The sequence below is a fragment of the Rhizobium sp. YAF28 genome (assembly GCF_052113285.1).
Taxonomy (GTDB): Bacteria; Pseudomonadota; Alphaproteobacteria; order Rhizobiales; family Rhizobiaceae; genus Rhizobium.
Genome location: NZ_JBFRCX010000006.1, coordinates 23487 through 48921, shown reverse-complemented (window position 1 = coordinate 48921; position 25435 = coordinate 23487). Strand labels below are relative to the sequence as shown.

At 60.4% G+C, this 25435-nt stretch carries 18 protein-coding genes; 8 read left to right on the top strand and 10 right to left on the bottom strand.

Annotated elements, in window-relative coordinates; genetic code table 11:
- Positions 1-98 precede the first annotated feature (98 nt).
- Complete coding sequence (glmS, locus tag AB4Z13_RS14780; protein WP_439014930.1) at positions 99-1925, top strand: glutamine--fructose-6-phosphate transaminase (isomerizing); 1827 nt, start codon at positions 99-101, stop codon at positions 1923-1925.
- Positions 1926-2049: 124 nt separating this feature from the next.
- Positions 2050-2736, top strand: a complete 687-nt coding sequence (locus AB4Z13_RS14775) for a DUF502 domain-containing protein (protein ID WP_113319907.1) — start codon at positions 2050-2052, stop codon at positions 2734-2736.
- Here AB4Z13_RS14775 and recG read toward each other — a convergent pair.
- Complete coding sequence (gene recG, locus AB4Z13_RS14770) at positions 2733-4838, bottom strand: ATP-dependent DNA helicase RecG (RefSeq protein ID WP_439014931.1); 2106 nt, start codon at positions 4836-4838, stop codon at positions 2733-2735. The two genes, AB4Z13_RS14775 and recG, sit on opposite strands and share 4 nt — an antisense overlap.
- 95 nt (positions 4839-4933) lie before the next feature.
- Between recG and AB4Z13_RS14765 the strand changes: the two genes are divergently transcribed.
- The gene (locus AB4Z13_RS14765) at positions 4934-5236 is read left to right on the top strand and encodes an FAD assembly factor SdhE (protein WP_007811944.1); all 303 of its coding nucleotides are present in this window, start codon (positions 4934-4936) and stop codon (positions 5234-5236) included.
- A complete protein-coding gene (gene mfd / locus AB4Z13_RS14760; protein ID WP_439014932.1) occupies positions 5233-8739 on the top strand; it encodes a transcription-repair coupling factor in 3507 nt (1168 codons plus the stop codon). Before AB4Z13_RS14765 ends, mfd begins: the two co-directional genes overlap by 4 nt.
- Positions 8740-8804: 65 nt before the next feature.
- Here mfd and AB4Z13_RS14755 read toward each other — a convergent pair whose 3' ends face one another.
- Both AB4Z13_RS14755 and AB4Z13_RS14750 read right to left on the bottom strand, forming a co-directional pair.
- Positions 8805-9476 carry a DsbA family oxidoreductase gene (locus AB4Z13_RS14755; protein WP_439014933.1) on the bottom strand — a complete coding sequence of 224 codons (672 nt, stop codon included), beginning with the start codon at positions 9474-9476 and terminating at the stop codon, positions 8805-8807.
- Between the two features lie 126 nt (positions 9477-9602).
- Entirely contained in the window at positions 9603-11405 is a 1803-nt protein-coding gene (locus tag AB4Z13_RS14750) for an extracellular solute-binding protein (protein WP_439014934.1), read from the bottom strand.
- Between the two features lie 284 nt (positions 11406-11689).
- On the opposite strand from AB4Z13_RS14750, the gene AB4Z13_RS14745 reads away from it, so the two are divergent.
- Positions 11690-12361, top strand: a complete 672-nt coding sequence (locus AB4Z13_RS14745; RefSeq protein ID WP_113319913.1) for an invasion associated locus B family protein — start codon at positions 11690-11692, stop codon at positions 12359-12361.
- Between the two features lie 110 nt (positions 12362-12471).
- On the opposite strand, the gene hspQ is transcribed toward AB4Z13_RS14745, so the two are convergent.
- From hspQ to AB4Z13_RS14730, 3 genes are all read right to left on the bottom strand, one after another.
- Positions 12472-12801 (bottom strand): heat shock protein HspQ, encoded by a 330-nt coding sequence (hspQ, locus tag AB4Z13_RS14740; RefSeq protein WP_007811955.1) that lies wholly within the window; start codon positions 12799-12801, stop codon positions 12472-12474.
- Positions 12802-12955: 154 nt separating this feature from the next.
- Positions 12956-14365, bottom strand: coding sequence for a type I glutamate--ammonia ligase (gene glnA / locus AB4Z13_RS14735; RefSeq protein WP_007811957.1), 1410 nt, complete (start codon positions 14363-14365; stop codon positions 12956-12958).
- A gap of 77 nt (positions 14366-14442) precedes the next feature.
- Positions 14443-14781, bottom strand: coding sequence for a P-II family nitrogen regulator (locus tag AB4Z13_RS14730; RefSeq protein WP_003539626.1), 339 nt, complete (start codon positions 14779-14781; stop codon positions 14443-14445).
- Positions 14782-15125: 344 nt separating this feature from the next.
- Here AB4Z13_RS14730 and AB4Z13_RS14725 point away from each other — a divergent pair, with 344 nt between their 5' ends.
- Complete coding sequence (locus AB4Z13_RS14725; protein WP_439014935.1) at positions 15126-16598, top strand: NAD(P)H-hydrate dehydratase; 1473 nt, start codon at positions 15126-15128, stop codon at positions 16596-16598.
- 4 nt (positions 16599-16602) lie between these two features.
- Here the strand turns inward: AB4Z13_RS14725 and AB4Z13_RS14720 are convergent, their stop codons facing one another.
- The 3 genes from AB4Z13_RS14720 to uvrA are packed head-to-tail and all read right to left on the bottom strand — an operon-like array spanning position 16603 to position 20816.
- Positions 16603-17409, bottom strand: a complete 807-nt coding sequence (locus tag AB4Z13_RS14720) for a DUF72 domain-containing protein (protein ID WP_439014936.1) — start codon at positions 17407-17409, stop codon at positions 16603-16605.
- Between the two features lie 24 nt (positions 17410-17433).
- Complete coding sequence (locus tag AB4Z13_RS14715; protein ID WP_439014937.1) at positions 17434-17895, bottom strand: GNAT family N-acetyltransferase; 462 nt, start codon at positions 17893-17895, stop codon at positions 17434-17436.
- A complete protein-coding gene (gene uvrA, locus AB4Z13_RS14710; RefSeq protein ID WP_113319916.1) occupies positions 17892-20816 on the bottom strand; it encodes an excinuclease ABC subunit UvrA in 2925 nt (974 codons plus the stop codon). The genes AB4Z13_RS14715 and uvrA overlap by 4 nt, the downstream gene beginning before the upstream one ends.
- Before the next feature lie 254 nt (positions 20817-21070).
- Between uvrA and AB4Z13_RS14705 the strand changes: the two genes are divergently transcribed.
- Positions 21071-21634 carry a single-stranded DNA-binding protein gene (locus AB4Z13_RS14705; RefSeq protein WP_439014938.1) on the top strand — a complete coding sequence of 188 codons (564 nt, stop codon included), beginning with the start codon at positions 21071-21073 and terminating at the stop codon, positions 21632-21634.
- A gap of 42 nt (positions 21635-21676) precedes the next feature.
- Here the strand turns inward: AB4Z13_RS14705 and AB4Z13_RS14700 are convergent, their stop codons facing one another.
- The gene (locus AB4Z13_RS14700) at positions 21677-22324 is read right to left on the bottom strand and encodes a MarC family protein (protein ID WP_113319917.1); all 648 of its coding nucleotides are present in this window, start codon (positions 22322-22324) and stop codon (positions 21677-21679) included.
- 225 nt (positions 22325-22549) lie between these two features.
- Between AB4Z13_RS14700 and gyrA the strand changes: the two genes are divergently transcribed.
- A complete protein-coding gene (gene gyrA, locus AB4Z13_RS14695) occupies positions 22550-25351 on the top strand; it encodes a DNA gyrase subunit A (protein ID WP_439014939.1) in 2802 nt (933 codons plus the stop codon).
- Positions 25352-25435 lie beyond the last annotated feature (84 nt).

The window sequence follows — 25435 nt, the reverse complement described above, 5'->3', positions numbered from 1 at the left end:
GTAACGGGCGGAAACCGAAAGTGACCGCCGTACCAATTGAGAAATAAGCGAGAATCGCTAGGAGTGGCCTCACTGGACAGGTCTGAGGGGATGTTTGCATGTGTGGAATTGTGGGGATCGTCGGAAATGCGCCGGTTGCGGGCCGTCTCGTCGATGCGCTGAAGCGGCTGGAATATCGCGGCTACGATTCCGCCGGCGTCGCCACCATCCATGAAGGTGTGATGGATCGCCGCCGCGCCGAGGGCAAGCTCTTCAATCTCGAAAAGCGTCTCGACAGCGAGCCGCTGCCGGGAACGACCGGCATCGCCCATACGCGGTGGGCAACCCATGGTGTGCCGAACGAGACCAACGCCCATCCGCATTTCGTCGAAGGCGTCGCCGTCGTCCACAATGGCATCATCGAGAACTTCTCCGAGCTGCGTGACGAGCTGAGCCACGAGGGCGCTGCCTTTCAAAGCCAGACCGATACGGAAGTAGTCGCCCACTTGATGGCGAAATATCTGCGCGAGGGTCTTTCCCCGCGCGAAGCCGTGCTGAAGATGCTGAACCGCGTCACCGGCGCCTATGCGCTGGCGGTCATGCTGAAGAATGACCCAGGCACGATCATGGCGGCCCGCTCCGGCCCGCCGCTGGCCATCGGTTACGGCAAGGGTGAAATGTTCCTGGGCTCGGATGCCATTGCGCTATCGCCATTCACCAACGAGATCACCTATCTCGTCGATGGCGACTGGGCGATCATCAACCGCGAGGGCGCGACCGTACTCGATTTCTCCGGCAAGGTGGTCAAGCGTCCGCGGCAGATCTCCCAGGCGACCGCTTATGTGGTCGACAAGGGCAATCACCGCCACTTCATGGAAAAGGAAATCTACGAGCAGCCCGAGGTCATCTCCCATGCGCTCAGCCACTATGTGGATTTCGCCGCCAACACGATCAGCCCGAATGCATCCGCCATCGATTTCAAGGCCGCGACCGGTCTTGCAATCTCGGCCTGCGGCACGGCCTATCTCGCCGGCCTGATCGGCAAATACTGGTTCGAGCGTTATGCGCGCCTGCCGGTCGAAATCGACGTCGCCTCGGAATTCCGTTACCGCGAAATGCCGCTGCAGCCCTCGCAGGCAGCCCTCTTCATCTCGCAGTCGGGTGAGACCGCCGATACGCTGGCATCACTCCGCTACTGCAAGGACAACGGTTTGAAGATCGGCGCCGTCGTCAACGTGCGGGAATCGACCATCGCCCGCGAATCCGACGCCGTCTTTCCGATCATGGCCGGGCCGGAAATCGGCGTCGCTTCCACGAAGGCCTTCACCTGCCAGCTTGCCGTGCTTGCTTCGCTGGCAATCGGTGCCGGCCGTGCGCGCGGCACGATCAGCGCCGACGACGAGAAGGCGATGGTACGCCATCTTGCGGAAATGCCGCGCATCATGAGCCGCGTCCTCAATCTCATCCAGCCGCAGATGGAAGGCCTGTCCCGCGAACTGTCAAAGTGCAAGGACGTGCTCTATCTCGGCCGCGGCACCAGCTTCCCGCTCGCCATGGAAGGCGCGCTGAAGCTCAAGGAAATCTCCTATATCCACGCCGAAGGTTATGCCGCCGGCGAGTTGAAGCATGGACCGATCGCGCTGATCGACGAAAACATGCCCGTCATCGTCATCGCACCCTATGACCGTTTCTTCGAGAAGACGGTCTCCAACATGCAGGAAGTCGCAGCCCGCGGCGGCCGAATCATCTTCATCACCGACGAGAACGGTGCGGCTGCTTCGAAACTGCCGACGATGGCGACGATCACGCTTCCGAATGTCGATGAAATCATCTCGCCTATGATCTTCTCGCTGCCGATCCAGCTGCTCGCCTACCACACGGCGGTCTTCATGGGCACGGACGTCGACCAGCCGCGCAACCTCGCAAAATCGGTGACTGTGGAGTAAGTCCTAACAGGCCGAAATATATTGTATGATAAGCCGAATTCTGGCAGTTTTGTGCCTGCGGACACAGGGGGAAGGCCGGGTGAACCGGACTGTCTAAAGACTGAAACGGAGTTCATCAGAAAAGATGACCGAGAAGGCTCCCCGAGTGCCGGTCGCAATGCGGCTGAGGAATAATTTTCTCGCCGGCCTTATCATCTGTGCACCGATCGCGATCACCATCTGGCTGACCTGGACCTTCATCCACTGGTCTGACAGCTGGGTGCGGCCCTATATCCCGGCGCGCTGGAATCCGGAAAGCTACATAAATTTCGCCATTCCCGGCTTCGGTCTGTTGACCGCGGTGATTATCATCACGATCGTTGGCTTCCTCGGCAAGAACCTCATCGGTCAGAGCATCGTCCGCTTCGGCGAATCTATCGTTCAACGCATGCCGCTGGTGCGCACTATCTACAGAAGCGTGAAGCAGATCTTCGAAACGGTGCTGAAGGAACAGTCGAATTCCTTCAAGAAGGTCGGCCTGATCGAATATCCTGGCCCAGGCCTTTGGGCGCTCGTTTTCATCGCCACCGATGCCAAGGGCGAGATTGGCTCGAAGTTCAATGCGATGGGTGAGGATATGGTCGCGGTCTTCCTGCCGCCGACACCGGTGCCGACGGCGGGCTTCCTCGTCTTCGTGCCGCGCGAGAAGATCGTTATGCTCGACATGAACCCGGAGGATGCCGCCAAATTCCTGATTTCAGGCGGCCTCGTCGCCCCGGAACATTTGCCGGTCGTCCGTCCCAAGCCGAAAGCGATATCCAAGGTCGACTAACCGGCTCTGAGAAACCGGATCGCTTCGTCTCGACGGAAGAGATAGAGCAGGGTGCGCACTGCCTCGCCGCGTTCGCTCGTCAATTCCGGATCGCGCTCGATCAGATAGGCCGCGTCCTTGCGGGCGATCTCCAGGAGGTCGGCATGCGCCTCGAGACTGGCGATACGAAAGCCCGGCGTACCTGACTGACGTGTCCCGAGAACTTCGCCTTCGCCGCGCAGCTTCAGATCCTCTTCCGCAATCCGGAAGCCGTCTTCCGTTTCGCGCATGATGGAGAGCCGCGCATGGCCCGTTTCACCGAGAGGCCCCTTATAGAGCAGGATGCAGGTCGAGGCCTCGTCGCCTCGTCCGACACGCCCGCGAAGCTGGTGGAGCTGTGCCAGCCCGAAGCGCTCGGCATGTTCGATCACCATGATCGTCGCATCCGGCACGTCGACCCCGACTTCGACGACGGTGGTCGCCACCAGCAGCCGCAATTCGCCGCTCTTGAAGGCGAGCATCACGGCATCCTTCTCTGGTCCGCTCATGCGCCCGTGAATGAGGCCAATGCCTGGACCGAGCGCAGAGACCAGCGTCGCGTGCCGCTCCTCCGCCGACATCAGATCCAGCTCTTCGGATTCCTCGACCAACGGGCAGATCCAGTAGGCCTTCTTGCCTTCCATCAGCGCGCTCTTCAGGCGGCCAACGATCTCGCCGGTCCGCTCGGTCGGAACGGTGATCGTCTGGATCGGCTTGCGGCCAGCCGGCTTCTCCGTCAGCTTCGAGACGTCCATGTCGCCGAAGGCTGCCAGCACCAGCGTGCGTGGGATCGGCGTTGCCGTCATGACCAACATATGCGGCGAGATGCCCTTTGCCGTTAGCCGCAGGCGCTGGTGCACGCCGAAACGATGCTGCTCGTCGACGACGGCCAGCATCAGGTTCTTGTAATTGACGCTGTCCTGGAAGAGAGCGTGCGTGCCGATGACGATCTGCGCTTCGCCCGATGCAATACGCTCGAGAATATCTTCGCGCTCGCGACCCTTGGTACGGCCCGTCAGCACTTCGACGCCAAGACCGGCGGCACCCGCAAATTTCGAGATCGTCGCATGATGCTGGCGGGCGAGAATTTCCGTCGGCGCCATCAGCACGGCTTGTCCGCCACTCTCGATGACGGCAGCCATCGACAACAACGCGACCAGCGTCTTGCCGGAGCCGACATCGCCTTGCAGCAGCCGCAGCATGCGCTCCGTGCCGGCCATATCCTTCAGGACGTCGGCAACTGCTTCTGTCTGGCTGCGCGTTGGCGAAAAGGGAAGGTTTTGCAATATTTTATCGCTGATTTCTCCAGTGGAATATACGGGTTGCCCGGCCACTTTGCGCAGCCTCTGGCGCACCAGCGTCAGCGACAGCTGACCGGCCAGGAACTCGTCATAGGCAAGCCTCCGGCGGGCAGGGGCTTGCGGATCGATGTCGGATGGATCCCGCGGCTCGTGGAGCATATGAAAGCTGTCGCGGATCGATGGCAGACCTTGCTTCTGCGCCAGCGAAAGATCGATCCATTCCGGCAGTTCCGGCATGCGGGGTAGGGCCGCGTCGATGATCTTGCGTAGCGTCTTCGGCGAAAGCCCCGCCGTCAGCGGATAGATCGGCTCGACCAGCGGCAGGTTCTCGGCATCGCTCGCCTTGACGATATAGTCGGGGTGGACCATGGAGGCGCGGCCGTTGAACCAATCGACCTTGCCACTGACGGTTACCTCCTCGTCTATCGGCAGCTGTTTTTCCAGCCACGCCGCCTGTCCGCGGAAGAAAACGAGCGAAAGCTCGCCAGTCTCATCGTGCAGGAAGACGCGGTAGGGAATATTGCTCTTGCCGCGTGGCGGCGCCTGATGTCGGTCCACACGGGCGGTGATCGTCACGATAGCGCCCTGCGGCGCACGGGCTATCCCCGGCTGGTTGCGTCGGTCGATCAGTGAATAGGGCGCATGGAACAGGAGGTCGATGACCCGGCAATCGTCAGGCGTCTCTCGTCCGAGCAGCTTGACGAAGAGCTCCGAGATCTTCGGGCCGACGCCAGGAAGGCCCGAAACGGGAGAAAACAGCGGATCGAGAATGGCGGGGCGCATGGGCGCCAAAATGCGATGAACAATAGGGCCTTGGCAAGGCTGACAAGCCGCTTTCGAGGGTCTATAGAGGCGCATCAACAAAGAAGGTGAATGCCATGACAGGTGTAACGCTCACGAGCGCCGGTCTTGACCCGCGCCGCCGCCGGATTCTTTTCCGTTGCTGGCACCGCGGTATCAGAGAGATGGATCTTGTCTTCGGCCAGTTCGCTGAAAACGAACTCCCCACCATGAGCGAAGCCGAGCTTGACGAGTTCGAGACGATCATGGCCGAGGAGGACAATGACCTCGTGCGCTGGATCATGGGAACCTGGCCGACGCCCGAGCATTTAAAGACACCCATGTTTGCCCGCATCGCTGCCTATAAGCCCGATTTTGACACGCCCCGGATGCCTGAATGATCCCTGGTTTTGACGCCAAGAAGCTTGCAGCCGCCGCCGAGCCGCTGACGATCGGCAACGTGCCTGCCGGCATGGAACCGCTGCTGCTTGCCGAGCTCGCCCGCAACGGCGAACCCGTTGCCTATGTTCTGTCGGACGGTCATCGTATGACTGATCTGGAGCAGATGCTGGGCTTCGTCGCGCCCGATATTCCGGTCCTGACACTGCCCGCCTGGGACTGTCTTCCCTATGACCGTGTGTCGCCAAGCGCCGATACCTCGGCACGCCGTCTGGCCGCGCTCTCGGGCTTGATCGCCCACCGCAAGAAGCCGCATGCGGCAATCGTGCTGGTGACGGCCAATGCCATGCTGCAGAAGGTGGCGCCGCAGGATATCATCGAAAGCCTGACCTTCTCGGCGCGCCCAGGCAATCAGGTGCGCATGGAGGATATTGCCGGCCGGCTGGAGCGCAACGGCTTCGAGCGCGTGGCGACCGTGCGCGAGGTCGGCGAATATGCCGTGCGCGGCGGCATCCTCGATGTCTTCGTGCCCGGGTCGGAAGAGCCCGTCCGCCTCGATTTCTTCGGCGACACGCTGGAATCGATCCGCAGCTTCGATCCGGCAAGCCAGCGCACGATCGGGCAGGTCCGCTCCCTCGATCTCAACCCGATGAGCGAGGTGACGCTGACGCCGGATACGATCAGCCGTTTCCGCAAGAACTACCTTTCCACCTTCGGTGCCGCTACGCGCGACGATGCGCTCTACCTCGCCGTCTCCGAAGGTCGCCGCTATCCCGGCATGGAGCACTGGCTTCCGCTGTTCTACGAGAAGCTGGAGACGGTGTTCGATTACCTCTCCGGCTTCCGCATCGTCACCGATCATACGGTTCGCGAGGCGGCCGAAGAGCGTTCCAAGCTCGTCTACGACTATTACGATGCGCGCCTGAATTCCGGCCAGCCGGGCAAGGGCCAGATGGCGCAGGGCACGCCCTATAAGCCGGTCTCGCCCGGTCAGCTCTATCTCGACAGCAAGACCTTCGCGCGCACGCTCGATGCGATCAACGCTATCAGAGTGTCGCCTTTCAACGAACACGAGGGCGAAGCACGCCGCGTCGTCAATCTCGATGCACGCCAGGGGCCGCGATGGGCGCGCTCCAATGCCGAAGGCGGCGGCGATGCCGAGCGCGTCAACGTCTTCGACGTCGTTGTCAAACATATTGCCGACAAGCGCGCCAGCGGGGCGAAGGTCGTCATCACCGCCTGGACCGAGGGGTCGCTCGAGCGTCTGCTGCAAGTGCTGAACGAACACGGCCTTGAGCGGGTCAAGCCGATCACCGCGCTGAAGGATCTCGGCGGCTTGGCAAAGGGTGAGGCGGCAGCGGCTGTATTCAGCCTCGAATCCGGTTTCGAAACCGGCGATCTCATCGTCATCGGCGAGCAGGATATTCTCGGCGACCGTATGGTGCGCCGCTCCCGCCGCAGGAAGCGTGCGGCAGACTTCATCTCCGAAGTCGCCGGCCTTGATGAAGGATCGATCGTCGTCCACGCCGAACACGGCATCGGCCGTTTCGTCGGCCTTCGCACCATCGAGGCGGCCGGTGCGCCGCATGCCTGCCTCGAGCTGCAATATGCAGATGATGCCAAGCTTTTCCTGCCGGTCGAAAATATCGATCTTCTATCGCGCTTTGGCGGTGAGGGCACGGAAGTACAGCTCGACAAGCTCGGCGGTGGCGCATGGCAGATGCGCAAGGCCAAGCTGAAAAAGCGGCTGCTGGATATGGCCGATGCGCTGATCCGCATCGCCGCCGAGCGCCTGACGCGCCACGCGCCCGTGCTGACGACGCCGGAAGGGCTCTACGACGAATTCGCCGCCCGTTTCCCCTATGACGAAACGGAAGATCAGGACAACGCCATCGAAGCCGTGCGCGGAGATCTCGGCGCCGGCCGCCCGATGGATCGCTTGGTCTGCGGCGACGTCGGCTTCGGCAAGACCGAGGTCGCACTGCGCGCCGCCTTCGTCGCTGCCATGAACGGCGTGCAGGTCGCCGTCGTCGTGCCGACGACGCTGCTCTCCCGCCAGCATTTCAAGACTTTCTCCGAGCGCTTCCGTGGTCTGCCGATCCGCATCCAGCAGGCCTCGCGCCTCGTCGGCTCCAAGGAGCTGGCGCTCACCAAGAAGGAAGTCGCCGACGGCAAGACTGACATCGTCGTCGGCACCCACGCGCTGCTCGGCGCCGGCATCAACTTTGCCAATCTCGGCCTGTTGATCATCGACGAAGAGCAGCATTTCGGCGTCAAGCACAAGGAACGCCTGAAGGAGTTGAAGAGCGACGTGCATGTGCTGACGCTCTCGGCAACGCCGATCCCGCGCACGCTGCAGCTTGCCATGACCGGGGTGCGCGAACTCTCGCTGATCACCACGCCGCCGGTCGACCGCATGGCGGTGCGCACCTTCATTTCGCCCTTCGACAGCCTCGTCATCCGCGAGACGCTGATGCGCGAGCACTATCGCGGCGGTCAGAGCTTCTATGTCTGCCCGCGCTTAGCCGATCTGGAAGACGTCCACGCCTTCCTGCAGTCCGACGTGCCGGAGCTGAAGGTTGCTGTCGCCCATGGCCAGATGCCGGCCGGCGAACTGGAGGACATCATGAATGCCTTCTATGAAGGCCGTTACGATGTGCTGCTCTCGACCACCATCGTCGAATCCGGCCTCGATGTGCCGACGGCGAACACGCTGATCGTCCATCGCGCCGATATGTTCGGCCTCGCGCAGCTCTACCAGCTGCGCGGCCGTGTCGGCCGTTCGAAGGTGCGCGCCTTCGCGCTCTTCACGCTGCCGGTCAACAAGGTGCTGACGGCAACTGCCGAGCGCCGCCTCAAGGTGCTGCAGTCGCTGGACACACTCGGCGCCGGCTTCCAGCTCGCAAGCCACGACCTCGATATACGCGGTGCGGGCAACCTGCTCGGCGAGGAACAGTCCGGCCACATCAAGGAAGTCGGCTTCGAGCTGTATCAGCAGATGCTGGAAGAGGCAGTCGCCGAGGTGAAGGGCGTCGACGAGATCCAGGATACCGGCTGGTCGCCGCAGATATCCGTCGGCACGACCGTGATGATCCCGGAAGGCTACGTACCCGACCTGCACCTGCGGATGGCGCTCTACCGCCGCCTCGGCGAACTTACCGATCTCAAGGAGATCGATGGCTTCGGTGCCGAGATGATCGATCGCTTCGGCCCGATGCCGGTGGAGGTCCAGCACCTGCTGAAGATCGTCTACATCAAGTCGCTCTGCCGCTCGGCCAATGTCGAGAAACTCGATGCCGGCCCCAAGGGCGTCGTCGTGCAGTTCCGCAACAAGGAATTCCCCAACCCCGCCAATCTCGTCGGTTATATTGGCAAGCAGGGCGCGATGGCGAAGATCCGCCCTGACCACAGCCTCTTCCTGACCCGCGACCTGCCGACTCCGGAAAAGCGTCTGCAAGGTGCAGCCGTTATCATGACGCAGCTTGCGGAACTCGCGAAAAGCTAAGGGCAGCCCGACGAAAACCGGACTGCCCTCCAACTGCGTTTTCAGTTTGTCGATCCTGACGCGCGTCAGTTCATCCCGGCACGTGCTTCGGCCTTAGCTGCGGCAATTTCCCTGAGAGCGCCCGCCAGCACATCAGGTGTCTGTGCGCCGCTGACGGCATATTGCTGGTCGAAGATGAAGAACGGCACCCCGTTGACACCCATGCGCTGCGCTGCGTCGATTTCCGAGAGAATGACGCTGCTATCGGCGTCCGAAGCGAGCAGGGCGGCAATGACCGAGCGCTGCAGACCTGACTTCTCGGCAATATCGAGCAGCACCTCATGATCGCCGACATTGCGGCCCTCCTCGAAATTGGCCTTGAACAGCGCCGAGACGACTGCCTCCTGCTTCTGCCGGTCCTCGACACCAGCCCAGTGGATCAGGCGGTGCGCATCGAGCGTATTCGGCCCGATCTTGATGGCCTCGAAATTGAATTTGATGCCGACTTCGCGGCCATAGCCGGTCAGCATCCTGTGCGCCTCAGCCACGCGTTCGGCGCCACCGAGTTTCTGCTCCAGCATCTTTTTCTGGTCGACACCTTCGGGCGGATAGTCCGGGTTGAGGCGGTAGGGGCGCCAGTTGATATCGACGCCGATTTCATCCTGCACCTCGGCGATCGCCAACTCCAGCCGCGCCTTGCCGAGATAGCACCAGGGGCAGACGACATCAGAGACAACGTCGATGGTGATGCGTTCCATTGTGATTCCTTATTCTGCCATCCCTCAATGACGGTTGGCTCAATCGCATAGAAGATGTTTTCGACGATCTTTAGAGGAAGGTCGAGGCAAGAGAAAGGAAATAGAACGACGCGCCTGATGATGTGATTATTGCGCGCTCGTATCCCACCATGTCTGCAACTGATAGCCATAGAGCGGCACCACATCCGGGTGACCGATGCGCTTGTTGCGCGCAACCCACTGCTGATCGATGTGGTAGAGGGGTAGCACATAGTGGTTGGAGAGCAGCAGCCGGTCATAGGAGCGGACGGACGCCGTAAAATCCTCTGTCGAGCGCGAGCGCAGCAGATGATCGATCAGCGTATCGAGATTGGGATCGTCGGCCCCGGCGAAACTGTCCGTCCCTTCACGCGTGCGTGCAGCGGACGACCAGCGGCCGAGCTGCTCGTTGCCGGGTGAGAGCGATGAAGTGTAGGCCTTCATGATCATGTCATAGTCGAAGCTGTTCGTGCGGCTCTGATACTGCGAATCGTCGACGGTGCGGATCGACGCGGCGACACCGATCGTCTGCAGCGATCGCTGGTAGGCGACGGCGAGCTTCTCCTGGTCAGCATTCTGGGTCATGATCTCGAAGGCGAGCTGCTTGCCGCTCTGATCGGCCATCTTGCCGCCCTGGATCGTGTAGCCTCCCTGTTTCAGGAGGTCGACGGCCTGCTTCAGCACGTTGCGGTCGCGTCCCGAGCCATCGGTCACCGGCAGCTTATAGCTGCCGTCAAGAATGGCGGCGTCGATCTGGTCCTTGATCGGTCCGAGCAGCGCCAGCTCACGTGCATCCGCCGGTACCCCGAAACTCGAGAGATCGGAATTCTGCCAGAAGCTTTGCGTGCGCTTGTAAGCGCCGGAATAGAGATTCTTGTTGGCCCATTCGAAATCGAAGACCAGCGACAGGCCCTCGCGCACTTTGATATCGCTAAAGACCGGCCGCCGCGTATTGAAGACGAAGCCGAGCATACCGCTCGGCAGTTTCGGCTTGAACACATCCTTCACGACCGCGCCCGACGTTGCGGCCGGGAAATCATAGGCATTGGCCCAATGCCCCGGATTGCCTTCCAGATAGATATCGACGTCGCCTTTCTTGAAGGCCTCGAAAAGCGTCGTATCCTGCAAGAAATACTGCACGGTGAGCTGGTCGTAATTGTCCATTCCGACCTTGGCCGGAATGTCCTTGCCCCAGTAATTCGGGTCGCGCTCATAGGTGATGCTTTCGCCCGGCTTCAGGCTCTTGATCTTGTAGGGACCGGATCCAACAGGTGGCGTGAGCGAGCTGCGGTCGAAGCTATCGGGGTCGATCGCGTGTTTTGGCAGGATGGGAAACAGGCCGAAGATCATCGGCGTCTCGCGGTCTGCCTTCTCATTGAAGGTGAAGCGTACGCTGTGGTCGCCAATCTTCTCCATTTTTGAAACGAGATTGAGGCGGCTGGAGAAGGGCACGCGCCCTTTGTCGCGCAGGAGCTCGAAGGAAAAGATCACGTCTTCGGGCGTGACCGGCTGCCCGTCCGACCACCTGGCTTTCGGATTGAGGTTGAACTGGATGAAGGTGCGGTCTTCATCCCATTCCACCGTTTCCGCCAGCAGGCCGTAGAGCGTGAAGGGCTCGTCGCTCGAACGCTGCAGCATGGATTCGTAGATGAGGTTGCCGAATTGCGGATCCCACATGCCGCGCGCCGTCGTGCGCATGCTTTTCAGGATAAAGGGGTTTAAACTATCGAAAGTGCCGACCACGCCGTAGGTGATCTTCCCGCCCTTCTTCACGTCGGGATTGACGTAAGGGAAGTGCTTATAATCGGCAGGCAGCGCTGCCGAACCATGCATGGCGATACCATGCACGGGTTCCGCGGTGGCGGCACCGCAGGTAAGCATGAAAGCGGCGAGGAGGACGATCCGAAGCATTCTGAAATTCCTTGATGCGTGGCGACGGGCACGATTCGCCGGAAGGGTAGCATGGGAGCGCTCAATTCCAACCGGAGCCGCCGCTTTCTTTACCTATGTGCCAAAATGCCCGCGAAATTGCCAAAGAAATGCTGGATATCTTCAACGCTGCGATGTAACACGTGACCCGAAGTTTTGGGGTCATGCATTTGCCTTATTTTTTTAAGAGGTGGAGTGCCGAACGACCCGGTGGTTGGGGCGGCCGAACGTAGCCCCGAAACGGATATCAGGAGACGGAATTCGTTATGATGTTCAAGTCTGAAAAGAAAATGCGGGCAGCACTGTCCGTTATGGCAGTGATCTTCGGTGCTTCGGCTCCGGTCTCGTCCTTCGCACAGGACGCAGCCGCCCAGGCTCCGGCAGCGTCGGCTGACGCTCCCGCACAGGCCGTCGGCGCACCGCGCCTCGGCTGGTACAAGACCTGCAGCAAGCAGGAAGACAACGACATCTGCGTTGTTCAGAATCTGGTTCTCGCCAACGGCGGCCAGCTGGTGACGGCTGTCGGCCTGATCTCGGTTTCAGGCAAGATCAACCGCAAGATCCTTCAGGTTTCGGTTCCGGCCGCACGCCTGATCCCTCCGGGCATCAGCATGCAGATCGATGGTGGCAAGGGCCAGAAGCTCGATTACGCCGTCTGCCTGCCGGACAAGTGCACCGCTGAAATTCCGCTGACGGACGCCATGATCGCAAGCCTCAAGAAGGGCAGCGACGTGGTCTTCACCTCGATCAACTTCCGCCGTGCTGCGAACCCGATCAAGGTTTCGCTCGAAGGCTTCACCGGCGCCTATGACGGTGAACCGGTTTCCGAATCGAAGCTCGCCGAAAGCCAGCGCAGCCTGCAGGACAGCATGCAGAAGAAGGCTGAAGAAGCCCGCAAGAAGCTGGAAGACGCCCAGAAGGCAGCAAAGGCCCAGTAATCGGGACTTTAACGAATTGACGAAAAGCCCGGCTTCAGGCCGGGTTTTTTGTTGCCAAAAGAAAGGCCCCGACATGCGGGGCCTTGTCATGGAGGTTATGTGATCCGACTTTAATGGGCGAAGCTCATCTTGGGTTTGAACTGGCCTGTCGGGCCGCGGTCGAAGATCTGTTCGACCTGCGGATTGCGAAGCGGTGTGTCGCTCTCGTCGCTCACCAGGTTCTGCTCGGAGACGTAGGCGACATATTCGCTGTCGTCGTTTTCGGCGAGCAGATGGTAGAACGGCTGGTCCTTGCTGGGGCGGACTTCCGCGGGAATGGAATTCCACCACTCTTCCGTATTCGCGAACTCCGGATCAACGTCGAAGATGACGCCGCGAAACGGAAAAACCTTGTGCCGGACCACTTCGCCTATACTGAACTTTGCAACTCTTTCTTTCATGGTACGACTTCCTTTCTCACCTGATTTGGTGATCGGTCCCCCGCAAATCAAGATTTTTACGGGATTTCGTCACATGATCGTCATGTCTGCCCATCGGCTTTCATGACCTCGGGGTCGAAAAAAGCCCCGGCGAACCGGGGCTTCCTGTCTTGTCTTATGCCGAGTAGTACATGTCGTATTCGACCGGATGCGGCGTCATTTCGAAGCGCATCACTTCGGCCATCTTCAGTTCGATGAACGCGTCGATCTGGTCGTCATCAAAGACGCCGCCGGCCGTCAGGAACTTGCGGTCCTTGTCGAGGCTTTCGAGCGCTTCGCGCAGAGAGCCGCAGACGGTCGGGATCTTCTTCAGTTCCTTCGGCGGCAGGTCGTAAAGATCCTTGTCCATGGCTTTGCCGGGATGGATCTTGTTCTTGATGCCGTCGAGGCCTGCCATCAGCATGGCAGCGAAGGCGAGGTAGGGGTTGGCAGTCGGATCCGGGAAGCGGACTTCGACGCGCTTTGCCTTCGGGTTGGAGCCGAACGGAATGCGGCAGGAGGCCGAGCGGTTGCGGGCGGAATAGGCGAGCAGTACCGGAGCTTCATAACCCGGGACGAGACGCTTGTAGGAGTTCGTCGACGGGTTGGTGAAGGCGTTGATCGCCTTGGCATGCTTGATGATGCCGCCGATATAGTAGAGGCAGGTTTCGGAAAGGCCTGCATATTCGTCGCCGGCAAAGGTCGGCTTGCCACCCTTCCAGATCGACTGGTGCACGTGCATACCAGAGCCGTTATCGCCGAAGATCGGCTTCGGCATGAAGGTTGCCGTCTTGCCATAGGCATTGGCGACCTGATGAACGACGTACTTGTAGATCTGCATCTTGTCGGCGTTGCGAACGAGCGTGTCGAACTTAATGCCGAGCTCGTGCTGGGCGGCAGCCACTTCGTGGTGGTGCTTTTCGACGACGACGCCCATTTCGGAGAGAACCGTCAGCATTTCCGAACGCATGTCCTGGGCGCTGTCGACGGGCGGAACCGGGAAGTAGCCGCCCTTGACGCGTGGGCGGTGGCCGAGGTTGCCGGTCTCATAGTCGGTGTCGTCGTTCGACGGCAGTTCGGTGGAGTCGAGCTTGAAGCCGGTATTATACGGATCAGCCTTGTACTTCACGTCGTCGAAGACGAAGAATTCGGCTTCCGGGCCGACGAAGATCGTGTCACCGATGCCGGATGCTTTCAGATAGGCTTCGGCCTTCTTGGCGGTGCCGCGCGGATCGCGGTTATAGGCTTCGCCGGAAACCGGGTCGAGGATGTCGCAGACAATGACCATGGTCGATTGGGCGAAGAACGGGTCCATATGCACCGTGTCCGTGTCGGGCATCAGCACCATGTCGGACTCGTTGATGGCCTTCCAGCCGCCGATCGAGGAACCGTCGAACATGACGCCGTCAGCGAACATGTCTTCATCGACGCAGGCTATGTCCATCGTAACGTGCTGCAGCTTGCCCTTGGGGTCGGTGAAGCGCAGGTCGACGAACTTTACATCGTTGTCCTTGATCTGCTTCAGGATTTCGCTTGCACTCGCCATAAGATGCTTCCTCTGTTTTGTGATGATGTTACGTTATGTGCGATGAGGATGGTCAAGCTTCGCGAAGGCAAAGCCGGTCAGATGGCATCGATACCGGTTTCACCGGTTCGGATGCGAATGACCTCTTCGACGTTGGAAACGAAAATCTTTCCGTCGCCGATGCGCCCCGTCTGCGCGGCCTTGCGGATCGCGTCGATGACGGCCTCCGCGTTTTCATCTGCGAGCACGACCTCAACCTTCACCTTCGGCAGGAAATCGACGACATATTCTGCGCCGCGGTAGAGTTCGGTATGGCCCTTCTGGCGACCGAAGCCCTTCGCTTCCGTGACAGTGATACCCTGCAGACCGACTTCCTGAAGGGCTTCCTTCACCTCGTCCAGCTTGAAAGGCTTAATGATCGCTTCGATCTTTTTCATGAGAAAATGTCTCTCCGCTTCTCCCGTTACAGCAGGAACCTTCCCGCTCGCGGGATATGATGCAGATATCGTGCCAGTTTGAAATCCGTCTGACGCAAAAAATCGCGGAATTTTGTGCGTGCGACCTTGTTTGCCTGCGTTTCCGTGTCGTTTTGATGAAAAACGAGGTGAACAATAGTGCGTTTCGATCAAAAATGACGCGAAAATTGAAAAAATCCCTCGACTCATAAATTCTTATGGCTCGCGGCGGACGGGTCGAAAAATAGGCAAATGCACAATATTTGCTCTTTCGTTGTGATAATCATGCGGTTGTTTTTTAGGCGCTTTTTGAATTGAATAGGGGCATGAGCAAACGCCTCGCCGATCTTCTCCTGACACCTGTCGAAATGGCTGCGGCCGATGAGGCTGCAGCCGAATCCGGAATCGATTCCTATGGCCTGATGGAAAAGGCAGGTGCCGCGGTCGCCGCTGCAGCATTGCGTCTTTATCCCGGCGCACAACGTTTCGCGGTGTTCTGTGGCCCCGGCAACAATGGCGGTGACGGTTATGTCGTCGCCCGGCTTCTGCAGGAGAGTGGTGGACGGGTGGAGATCTTCCATCTTGGCGACCCGGAAAAGCTGACGGGCGATGCGGGCAGCGCTAGGGCAGCCTGTGCGCTGAAGGGGCAGGATATCGCGTGCTATGACCAGCAGATAGGTGATGTCATCATCGACGGCCTCTTCGGAGCCGGCCTCGCACGCGATGTGCCATCCGAGGTCGCCGATCTGATCCACAAGGTCGGCAAGGCAGGAACTCCCGTCATCGCCATCGATCTGCCATCTGGCCTGGACGGGCGCACCGGCGCCGTGCTCGGCGGCGCCTTCCGAGCGGCGCATACGGTGACCTTCATGACCCGCAAGCCCGGCCATCTGCTGATGCCTGGCAGGGAGCTTTGCGGCACGCTCGAGGTCTTCGACATCGGCATCCCCGGACGCATCATCAGGGCGCAGACGGATGGCCGTGTGGACGAGAATACACCTGCCGCATGGCGCGCTGTCATTCCGACCGGGCAGCTGGAGACCCACAAATATAAGCGTGGTCACCTTGTCGTATTTTCGGGTGAGGCGAGCAAGACGGGCGCCGCCCGCATGTCGGCCATGGCGGGGTTGAAGGCCGGGGCAGGGCTCGTTACCATCGCCGCGCCGACCGAAGCACTTTCCGCCAATAGCGCGCACCTGACAGCCGTCATGCTGCACGCCATTGATGATGCAGCAGCATTGGCAGGATGGCTGAAGGACACACGCCTTCAAACCTTCGTTCTCGGCCCCGGTTTCGGCATCGGAAAGAAGGCCCGCAAATTCGTATCCCTACTGCGCGACCGTCATCTCGTTCTCGACGCCGATGGCATCAGCTCCTTCAAGGACGATCCGCAGGCGCTTTTCGAGCTGTTCAAGGGAGTGCCGCGCCTCGTTCTCACGCCGCACGACGGCGAGTTTGCCCGCCTCTTTCCCGATATTGCCGCCGACGAGAAGGCGGGCAAGGTCGACAAGGCGCTCGCCGCTGCCAGCCGCGCCAATGCTGCTATCATCTATAAGGGGGCGGATACCGTTATCGCCTCGCCAGACGGCCGGGCGCTGATCAACACCAACGCACCGGTCTGGCTTGCTACCGCCGGCTCCGGCGATGTGCTGGCAGGCATTATCGGCGGTCTGCTCGCCCAGGGCCTGCCGGCCTTCGAGGCCGCGGCCGCTGCTGTCTGGCTGCATGGAGAGGCAGGCCATCGCGCCGGCAAGGGCCTGACAGCCGAAGACCTCGCCGCGCACGTCTTGCCCTACTGAATAATTACTTATCGACCCGCTTCTGCAGGGCGATCGCCCCGTGCGGCGCATTGACCTTGCCCTCGTGGATCATGAAGGCAAAGACGTCGCGCGGCTCGACCTTGACCTTCCTGTCCTTGTCGATCAGCGGCAAGTCGTCAGGCACTTTGCCCTCGGCCCAGATCTGCAGCCGCTTGGTCCAGTCCTTCAACTCCGGTTCCGGATAGCAGGTCGGGATATCGTCGGACCCTTTCTGCAGCCGCGTATAGACGAAATCCGCTGTCACATCGGCAATCATCGGATAGTCGAAATGCTCGGCGCAGACGGGTGCCACGCCATATTTTTCGAGGAGTGTAATGAATTCCGGCACCTTGAAGGAATCGTGCCTGACTTCCACGACATGGCGCAGCTTCAGCCCGTCCTGCTTTTCCGGCAGCAGCTTCAGGAACGCCTCGAAATCATCTGGTTCGAACCTCTTCGTTGGCGCAAACTGCCAGAGCAGCGGGCCGAGATGATCGCCGAGTTCGCTGATGCCGGACGAGAGGAACTTCTCCATCGATTCCGAGGCCTCGGCTAGCACACGGCGGTTCGTGGTGTAACGCGTCGCCTTCAGCGAAAAGATGAAGCCGTCAGGCACGTCGGCAGCCCATTTGGCGAAAACCGCCGGCTTCTGCGTGCTGTAATAGGTGCCATTGACCTCGATGACCTTTAGCTGGCGGCTGGCATAGTTCAGCTCGTCCTTCTGCTTGAGATCGGTGGGAAAGAAATGGCCGCGCCACGGCTCGAACGTCCAGCCGCCGATGCCTACGCGGATCGTGCCCGATTTGCTCATCTGTTCCTCCTCGCTTGCGATCTCTCAGATCGCACCAACCTTTTTCGTCATATCGACGATGGTCCATCCTGGCCGATAGGGATTGGGCCGGCGACCCGTTTCCTGAAAACCGAAGGCGGAATAAAGCGCGATGTTCCGCTCCATCCGTGCATTGGTGTAGAGCCGAATCTCGGGCGTTTCCCACTCCAGCGCCTTGTCCTCCAGCCAGCGCAACATGGCCACACCATGTCCCGCTCCCTGGAAGTCCGGCGATACCGCGATACTGAAAAGCATCACGTGGTCGACATGGCGCTCGACGACCGAGAGCCCCGCTACAGCACCGTCAGCCTCCCGCAGCCAGACTTCGCCGTGCTCAATCCGCGGCTTGTAATCTTCCGTCACTGGAATCGGCGGACAGCCGAACAGATCGGTATAGGGCTGGTAGGCGGCCGTCGTCAGCGCGACGACGGCGGGCAGGTCCGCAATCGTGGCGAGCCGCATGGTCATTCCGCCGCTGCGACCGCCTTCTTGACCGGTCGCCGCTCCAGCAGCTCCTTGAGGAACTGGCCGGTATAGGAACGCTTCTCCTTGACGATCGTCTCTGGCGTGCCGAAAGCCACAATCTCGCCGCCGCCGTCACCACCTTCGGGGCCGAAATCGAGGATCCAGTCGGCGGTTTTGATGACTTCGAGATTGTGCTCGATGACAACGACCGAATTGCCCTGATTGACCAGTTCGTGCAGCATTTCCAGAAGCTTGGCGACATCATGGAAATGCAGGCCGGTCGTCGGCTCGTCGAGAATATAGAGGGTGCGCCCGGTCGAGCGTTTCGACAATTCCTTGGCGAGCTTGACGCGCTGCGCTTCGCCGCCCGAGAGCGTATTGGCTTGCTGACCGACCTTGATGTACCCGAGGCCGACATCGAAGAGCGACTGCAGCTTGTCGCGCACGGCCGGGACTGCCGTGAAGAACTCGACACCTTCCTCCACCGTCATATCGAGCACGTCGGAAATCGACTTGCCCTTGAAGGTGACATCGAGCGTTTCGCGGTTGTAACGCTTGCCGTGGCAGACGTCGCAGGTGACGTAGACATCAGGCAGGAAGTGCATCTCGATCTTGATGACGCCATCGCCCTGGCAGGCCTCGCAGCGGCCGCCCTTGACGTTGAAGGAGAAACGACCTGGCTGATAACCGCGCGCCTTCGCCTCCGGCAGGCCGGCAAACCAGTCGCGGATCGGTGTGAAGGCGCCGGTATAGGTCGCAGGGTTCGAACGCGGCGTGCGGCCGATCGGCGATTGGTCGATGTCGATCACCTTGTCGATATGCTCGAAACCATCGATGCGGTCGTGATCGGCAGGGATTTCACGAGCGCCCATGACACGCCGTGCCGCCGACTTGTAGAGAGTCTCGATCAGGAAGGTGGACTTGCCGCCACCCGAGACACCCGTCACAGCCGTAAAGACGCCAAGCGGAATGGCCGCCGTGACGTTCTTCAGATTGTTACCGCGTGCGCCGACGACCTTGATCTCCTTGCCCTTCTTAGGCTTGCGCCGCTCATCGGGCAGGGTCACACCAAGCTCGCCCGACAGATATTTGCCGGTGAGCGACTTTGGATTGGCCATGATTTCCTGCGGTGTGCCATGCGCCACTACCTGGCCGCCATGCACACCGGCGGCGGGGCCGATATCGACCACATCGTCAGCCGTCAGGATCGCATCTTCGTCATGTTCGACCACGATGACCGTATTGCCGATGTCGCGAAGGTGCTTCAGCGTATCGAGAAGACGGGCATTGTCGCGCTGATGCAGGCCGATCGACGGCTCGTCGAGAACGTAGAGAACGCCGGTCAGGCCTGATCCAATCTGCGAGGCAAGACGGATACGCTGGCTCTCGCCGCCGGAAAGCGTGCCGGAATTACGAGACAGGCTCAGATATTCGAGACCCACATCGTTGAGGAACCGCAGGCGGTCGCGGATTTCCTTGAGGATGCGCACGGCAATCTCGTTCTGCTTGGCGTTGAATGCCGCCGGCAGCGTCTCGAACCAGTCGCGTGCGATCCGGATCGACATCTGCGTGACTTCGCCGATATGCAGCTTGTTGATCTTGACCGCCAGCGCTTCCGGCTTCAGGCGAAAACCGTTGCAGGCCGGGCAGGGGGCCGCCGACATGAAGCGCTCGATATCCTCGCGCGCCCAGGCCGAATCCGTTTCCTTCCAGCGCCGCTCGAGATTGGGCACGATGCCTTCGAAATTCTTCGAGGTCGTGTAGGAGCGCGCGCCATCGGCATAGTGGAATTCAATCCTCTCCTCGGTGCCGTTCAGGATGACATCCTTGGCTTTTTCGGGAAGGTCGTTCCAGCGGCTGCCGAGCTTGAAGCCGAAATGCTTGCCGAGCGCTTCCAGCGTCTGGTTGTAATAGGGCGAAGTGGACTTGGCCCAGGGCGCGATAGCGCCGTCGCGCAGCGTACGCTCCGGCTCGGGCACGATCAGGTCAGGGTCGATCTTCTGCTGCGAACCGAGACCGTCGCAGGTCGGGCATGCGCCGAAGGGATTGTTGAACGAGAAGAGCCGTGGTTCGATTTCCGGAATGGTGAAACCGGAGACCGGGCAGGCGAATTTTTCCGAAAACAGCACGCGCTCGTGTGTCTCGTTGAGCGATTTGTTGGCCGAGCCGCCAGCCGAGGTTTCCTCAGGCGGCAACGGCTTGTCGGCGAATTCGGCAACGGCGAGGCCGTCAGCGAGCTTCAGCGCCGTTTCGAAACTGTCGGCCAGGCGCGAGGCCATGTCAGGCCGCACGACGATACGGTCGATGACCACGTCGATATCGTGCTTGTATTTCTTGTCGAGAACAGGTGCATCGGCGATCTCGTAGAACTGGCCGTCCACCTTGACGCGCTGGAAGCCCTTTTTCATGAGCTCCGCCAGTTCCTTCTTGTACTCGCCCTTACGCCCGCGGATCATCGGCGCCAGGATGTAAAGACGCGTGCCTTCCTCGAAGGCCAGCACACGGTCGACCATCTGGCTAACCGTCTGGCTTTCGATCGGCAGGCCGGTGGCAGGAGAATAGGGAACCCCGACGCGCGCAAACAGCAGGCGCATATAGTCGTAGATTTCGGTAACCGTACCGACCGTCGAGCGCGGGTTGCGCGAGGTCGTCTTCTGCTCGATCGAGATTGCCGGCGACAACCCGTCGATCTGGTCGACATCGGGTTTCTGCATCATTTCCAGGAACTGGCGCGCATAGGCCGAAAGGCTTTCGACATAGCGGCGCTGGCCCTCGGCATAGATCGTATCGAAGGCGAGCGAGGATTTGCCGGAGCCGGAAAGGCCGGTCATGACGATCAGCTTGTTCCGCGGCAGATCGAGGTCTATGCCCTTCAGATTATGCTCGCGCGCGCCACGGATGGAGATCGTCTTCAGTTCGCTCATCGTCTCTGCTTCAGATGGTTTGGGGATAACAGCCCTTATTTAGTGATGCCAGCGGGCGAGTCGAGGCTGAAAGTCCGGAACAACAAAGGTTTTCGATTCTGTTGACAGGATCATAGCGAATAATTAGAACAAATAAAGAACAAAATTCCTTGTGGATTAAGAGGGGCTGGATGCGCATCGCTTGTCCTCTATGGTTTAAGGTGCGCCGATGATTTTTGAACGCCGCCGGTCAGGGCGGCAGTAAGGTGAATGATATGGCTGGCAGTGTGAACAAGGTAATTCTTATCGGAAACGTGGGCGCCGACCCCGAAATCCGGCGCACGCAGGATGGCCGGCCGATCGCCAATCTTCGCATCGCGACCTCGGAAACCTGGCGCGACCGCAATTCTGGCGAGCGCCGCGAAAAAACCGAATGGCACACGGTGGTGGTCTTCAACGAAGGCCTCTGCAAGGTGGTCGAGCAATATGTGAAGAAGGGCGCCAAGCTCTATATCGAAGGCGCTCTGCAGACACGCAAGTGGCAGGACCAGACCGGCAACGACCGCTACTCGACGGAAATCGTGCTGCAGGGTTTCAATTCGACGCTGACGATGCTCGACGGGCGCGGTGGTGAGGGCGGCGGTGCTGGCTCCGGCTTCGGCGGCGGCCGTGGCGGCGACGATTTCGGTGGCGGTGGTTATGGCGACGATTACGGCGCACCCGCTCCAGCGTCCGGTGGTGGTCGCAGCGGTGGTGGTCGTAGCGGCGGAAGCAGCGGCAGCGGTAGCGTTGGCGGCGGCAACTTCTCGCGGGATCTCGACGACGACATTCCGTTTTGATCGGTCTTATTCAGTAGTAAACGGCGCCCTCGGGCGCCGTTTTCATGTCGGCGTGGCGCTGATCAGGTTGAGAGCAGATTTCGCACCGTCGACAACGAACTGCGCGGCGAGTGCGGCCAGGATCACGCCGAGAAGACGGGTCAGGATCGCCCGGCCGGTGACGCCGAGGAAGCGGTCGAGCCGGTCAGCCAGGAAAAGCACCACCAGCGTGATCAGCAGGCAGGCGGCAATGACGCCGATCAGCTGCGCCCGCTCGACGGTGGAGGGCAGAGTCCCTCCGAGCAGGATCGTCGCCGAAATGGCGCCCGGCCCGGCAATCAGCGGCAGTGCCAGCGGGAAGACGGCAATATTCTCGATATGATCCTTGGTGATCGCCACTTCCGTGGTCTTTTCCTTGCGGTCCTGGCGCTTCTCGAAAACCATTTCGAAGGCAATCCAGAAGAGCAGCAATCCGCCCGCCAGGCGGAAAGCGCCGATGGAAATGCCGAGCACGCCGAGCACGCTGGAGCCGAACAGGGCGAAAACGGCAAGGATGATGAAAGCGATCGTTACACCGCGCAGCGCCACCTGCTTTCGCTCCGGGCGGCTCATGCCGACGGTGAGGCCGAGAAAGAGCGGGGCAAGTCCCGGCGGATCGATGGTGACGAGAAGCGTCGTGAACGCGTTGATCAGTTGGTCGGCGCTTGCCATCGCTTCTCCAAAACCCCATATAGATGCTTGTTTTTCATGATTGTGCTGTGCCGATTCCGATTTGGCAAATGCATGATCGCTGATTGTCTCCCTGCCATGGGCAAATACCATGATTTGCCCTCTTTCGAACGCAAAAGCCTGTTCAAAACCCCTGGCCAAATTGGCGTGGGAACAGGCTTTCCGCTATAAATCTTCGAGTGATTCTAGAAGAGAACGTGAACCGTTTTGACTGAGCAAACACCCCCCGGCGGCGGGAAGCTCCCGCCAGGCATCGAGCCCATCTCCATTATGGAGGAAATGCAGCGGTCGTATCTCGATTACGCCATGAGCGTGATCGTGTCACGTGCGCTGCCCGACGTGCGCGATGGCCTGAAGCCCGTGCATCGGCGCATCCTTTACGGCATGTCCGAGCTCGGCATCGACTGGAACAAGAAATACGTCAAATGCGCCCGCGTTACCGGGGACGTGATGGGTAAATACCATCCGCACGGCAATGCCGCGATTTATGACGCACTCGCCCGCATGGCGCAGCATTGGTCGTTGAGGCTGCCGCTGATCGACGGCCAGGGCAATTTCGGCTCGGTCGACGGTGACCCGCCGGCGGCCGAACGTTACACCGAATGCCGCCTGCAGAAGGCCGCCCATTCGCTGCTCGACGACCTCGACAAGGAAACGGTCGACTTCCGCGACAACTATGACGGCACTCTGTCAGAGCCGGTCGTAGTGCCTGCCAAGTTCCCGAACCTGCTGGTCAACGGCGCAGGCGGCATCGCCGTCGGCATGGCGACCAATATCCCGCCGCATAACCTGTCTGAAGTCATCGACGCTTGCATCGCGCTGATCAATGATCCGGCAATCGAACTGCCGGAGCTGATGCAGATCATTCCCGGTCCGGATTTCCCGACCGGCGCCAAGATCCTCGGCCGCGCCGGCATTCGCTCGGCCTATGAAACCGGCCGTGGTTCGGTCATCATGCGCGGTGTTGCAACCATCGAGCCGATGCGCGGCGATCGAGAACAGATCATCATCACCGAAATTCCCTATCAGGTGAACAAGGCGACGATGATCGAGAAGATGGCCGAACTGGTGCGCGAGAAGCGCATCGAAGGCATCTCCGATCTGCGCGACGAATCCGACCGTCAGGGCTACCGCGTCGTCGTCGAGTTGAAGCGCGACGCCAATGCCGACGTGATCTTGAACCAACTCTACCGCTACACGCCGCTGCAGACCTCCTTCGGCTGCAACATGGTGGCGCTGAACGGCGGCAAGCCGGAACAGCTGACGCTGCTCGACATGCTCCGCGCTTTCGTCTCCTTCCGTGAGGAGGTCGTTAGCCGGAGAACGAAGTTCCTGCTTCGCAAGGCGCGTGAGCGCGCCCACGTCTTGGTGGGTCTCGCAATCGCCGTCGCCAATATCGACGAAGTCATCCGCGTTATCCGTCAGGCTCCGGACCCGCAGTCCGCCCGCGAAGAACTGATGACCCGGCGCTGGCCGGCGGAGGACGTCGAAAGCCTGATCCGTCTCATCGACGATCCGCGTCATCGCATCAACGAGGATCTGACCTACAATCTCTCGGAAGAGCAGGCTCGCGCGATCCTCGAACTCCGTCTGGCCCGCCTGACGGCTCTTGGCCGCGACGAAATCGGCGACGAACTCAATAAGATAGGCGAGGAAATCAAGGACTACCTCGATATCCTGTCGTCGCGCGTGCGCATCCAGACGATCGTCAAGGACGAGCTGACCTCTGTCCGTGACGAGTTCGGCACTCCACGCCGCACCGAGATCATCGATGGCGGCCTTGAGATGGACGATGAGGATCTCATCGCCCGCGAAGACATGGTCGTGACAGTCTCACACCTCGGCTATATCAAGCGCGTGCCGCTGGCGACCTACCGTGCGCAGCGCCGCGGCGGCAAGGGCCGTTCGGGAATGACAACCCGTGACGAGGATTTTGTTAGCCGGCTATTTGTGGTCAATACCCATACGCCGGTTCTGTTCTTCTCGTCGCGTGGTATCGTCTACAAGGAAAAGGTCTGGCGCCTGCCGATCGGCACCCCGACCTCGCGTGGCAAGGCGCTGATCAACATGCTGCCGCTGGCGTCAGGCGAACGCATCACCACCATCCTGCCGCTGCCCGAGGACGAGGATAGCTGGGATAATCTCGACGTCATGTTCTCGACGACACGGGGCACGGTCCGTCGCAACAAGCTGTCGGACTTCGTCCAGGTGAACCGCAACGGCAAGATTGCCATGAAGCTTGACGAGGAGGGCGATGAAATCCTCTCTGTTGAGACCTGCACGGATCAGGACGACGTTCTGCTGACGACAGCGCTCGGCCAGTGCATCCGCTTCCCGGTCGATGACGTCCGCGTCTTTGCCGGCCGCAACTCGATCGGTGTGCGCGGCATCAATCTCGGCAGTGGCGACAGCATCATCTCGATGACGATCGTCGGCCATGTCGATGCCGAGCCGTGGGAACGCGCAGCTTACCTCAAGCGTTCCGCCGCCGAACGGCGTGCGACGGGCGTGGATGAAGAGGATATCGCTCTGGTCGGCGAAGAAGTCACCGAAGAGGGACAGCTCTCTGACGAGCGCTACGAAGAGCTGAAGGCACGCGAACAGTTCGTGTTGACGGTTTCGGAAAAGGGCTTCGGCAAGCGCTCGTCCTCCTACGATTTCCGCATCTCTGGCCGGGGCGGCAAGGGTATCCGCGCCACCGATACGTCGAAAACCGGCGAAATCGGCGAACTGGTCGCCGCCTTCCCGATCGACGATGGCGATCAGATCATGCTCGTCTCGGATGGCGGTCAGCTGATCCGCGTTCCGGTCGGCGGCATCCGTATCGCCAGCCGCGCGACGAAGGGCGTGACAATCTTCTCCACTGCCAAGGATGAGAAGGTCGTCTCGGTCGAGCGCATCAGCGAGCCGGAAGAAGAAGAGACGACGGAAAACGGTGACGAAGCCGTGGTTTCCGAAGGCGAAGCTCCTGCAGCGGGCGAAGCCGACGAAACCCCATCGGCTGAATAATTCACCACTTTCTCATTGCGGACCGGGCGGCCCCTGCCGCCCGGTTTTTTATTGCGCTATGAAGAGCTTGCCGATTCATCCGGA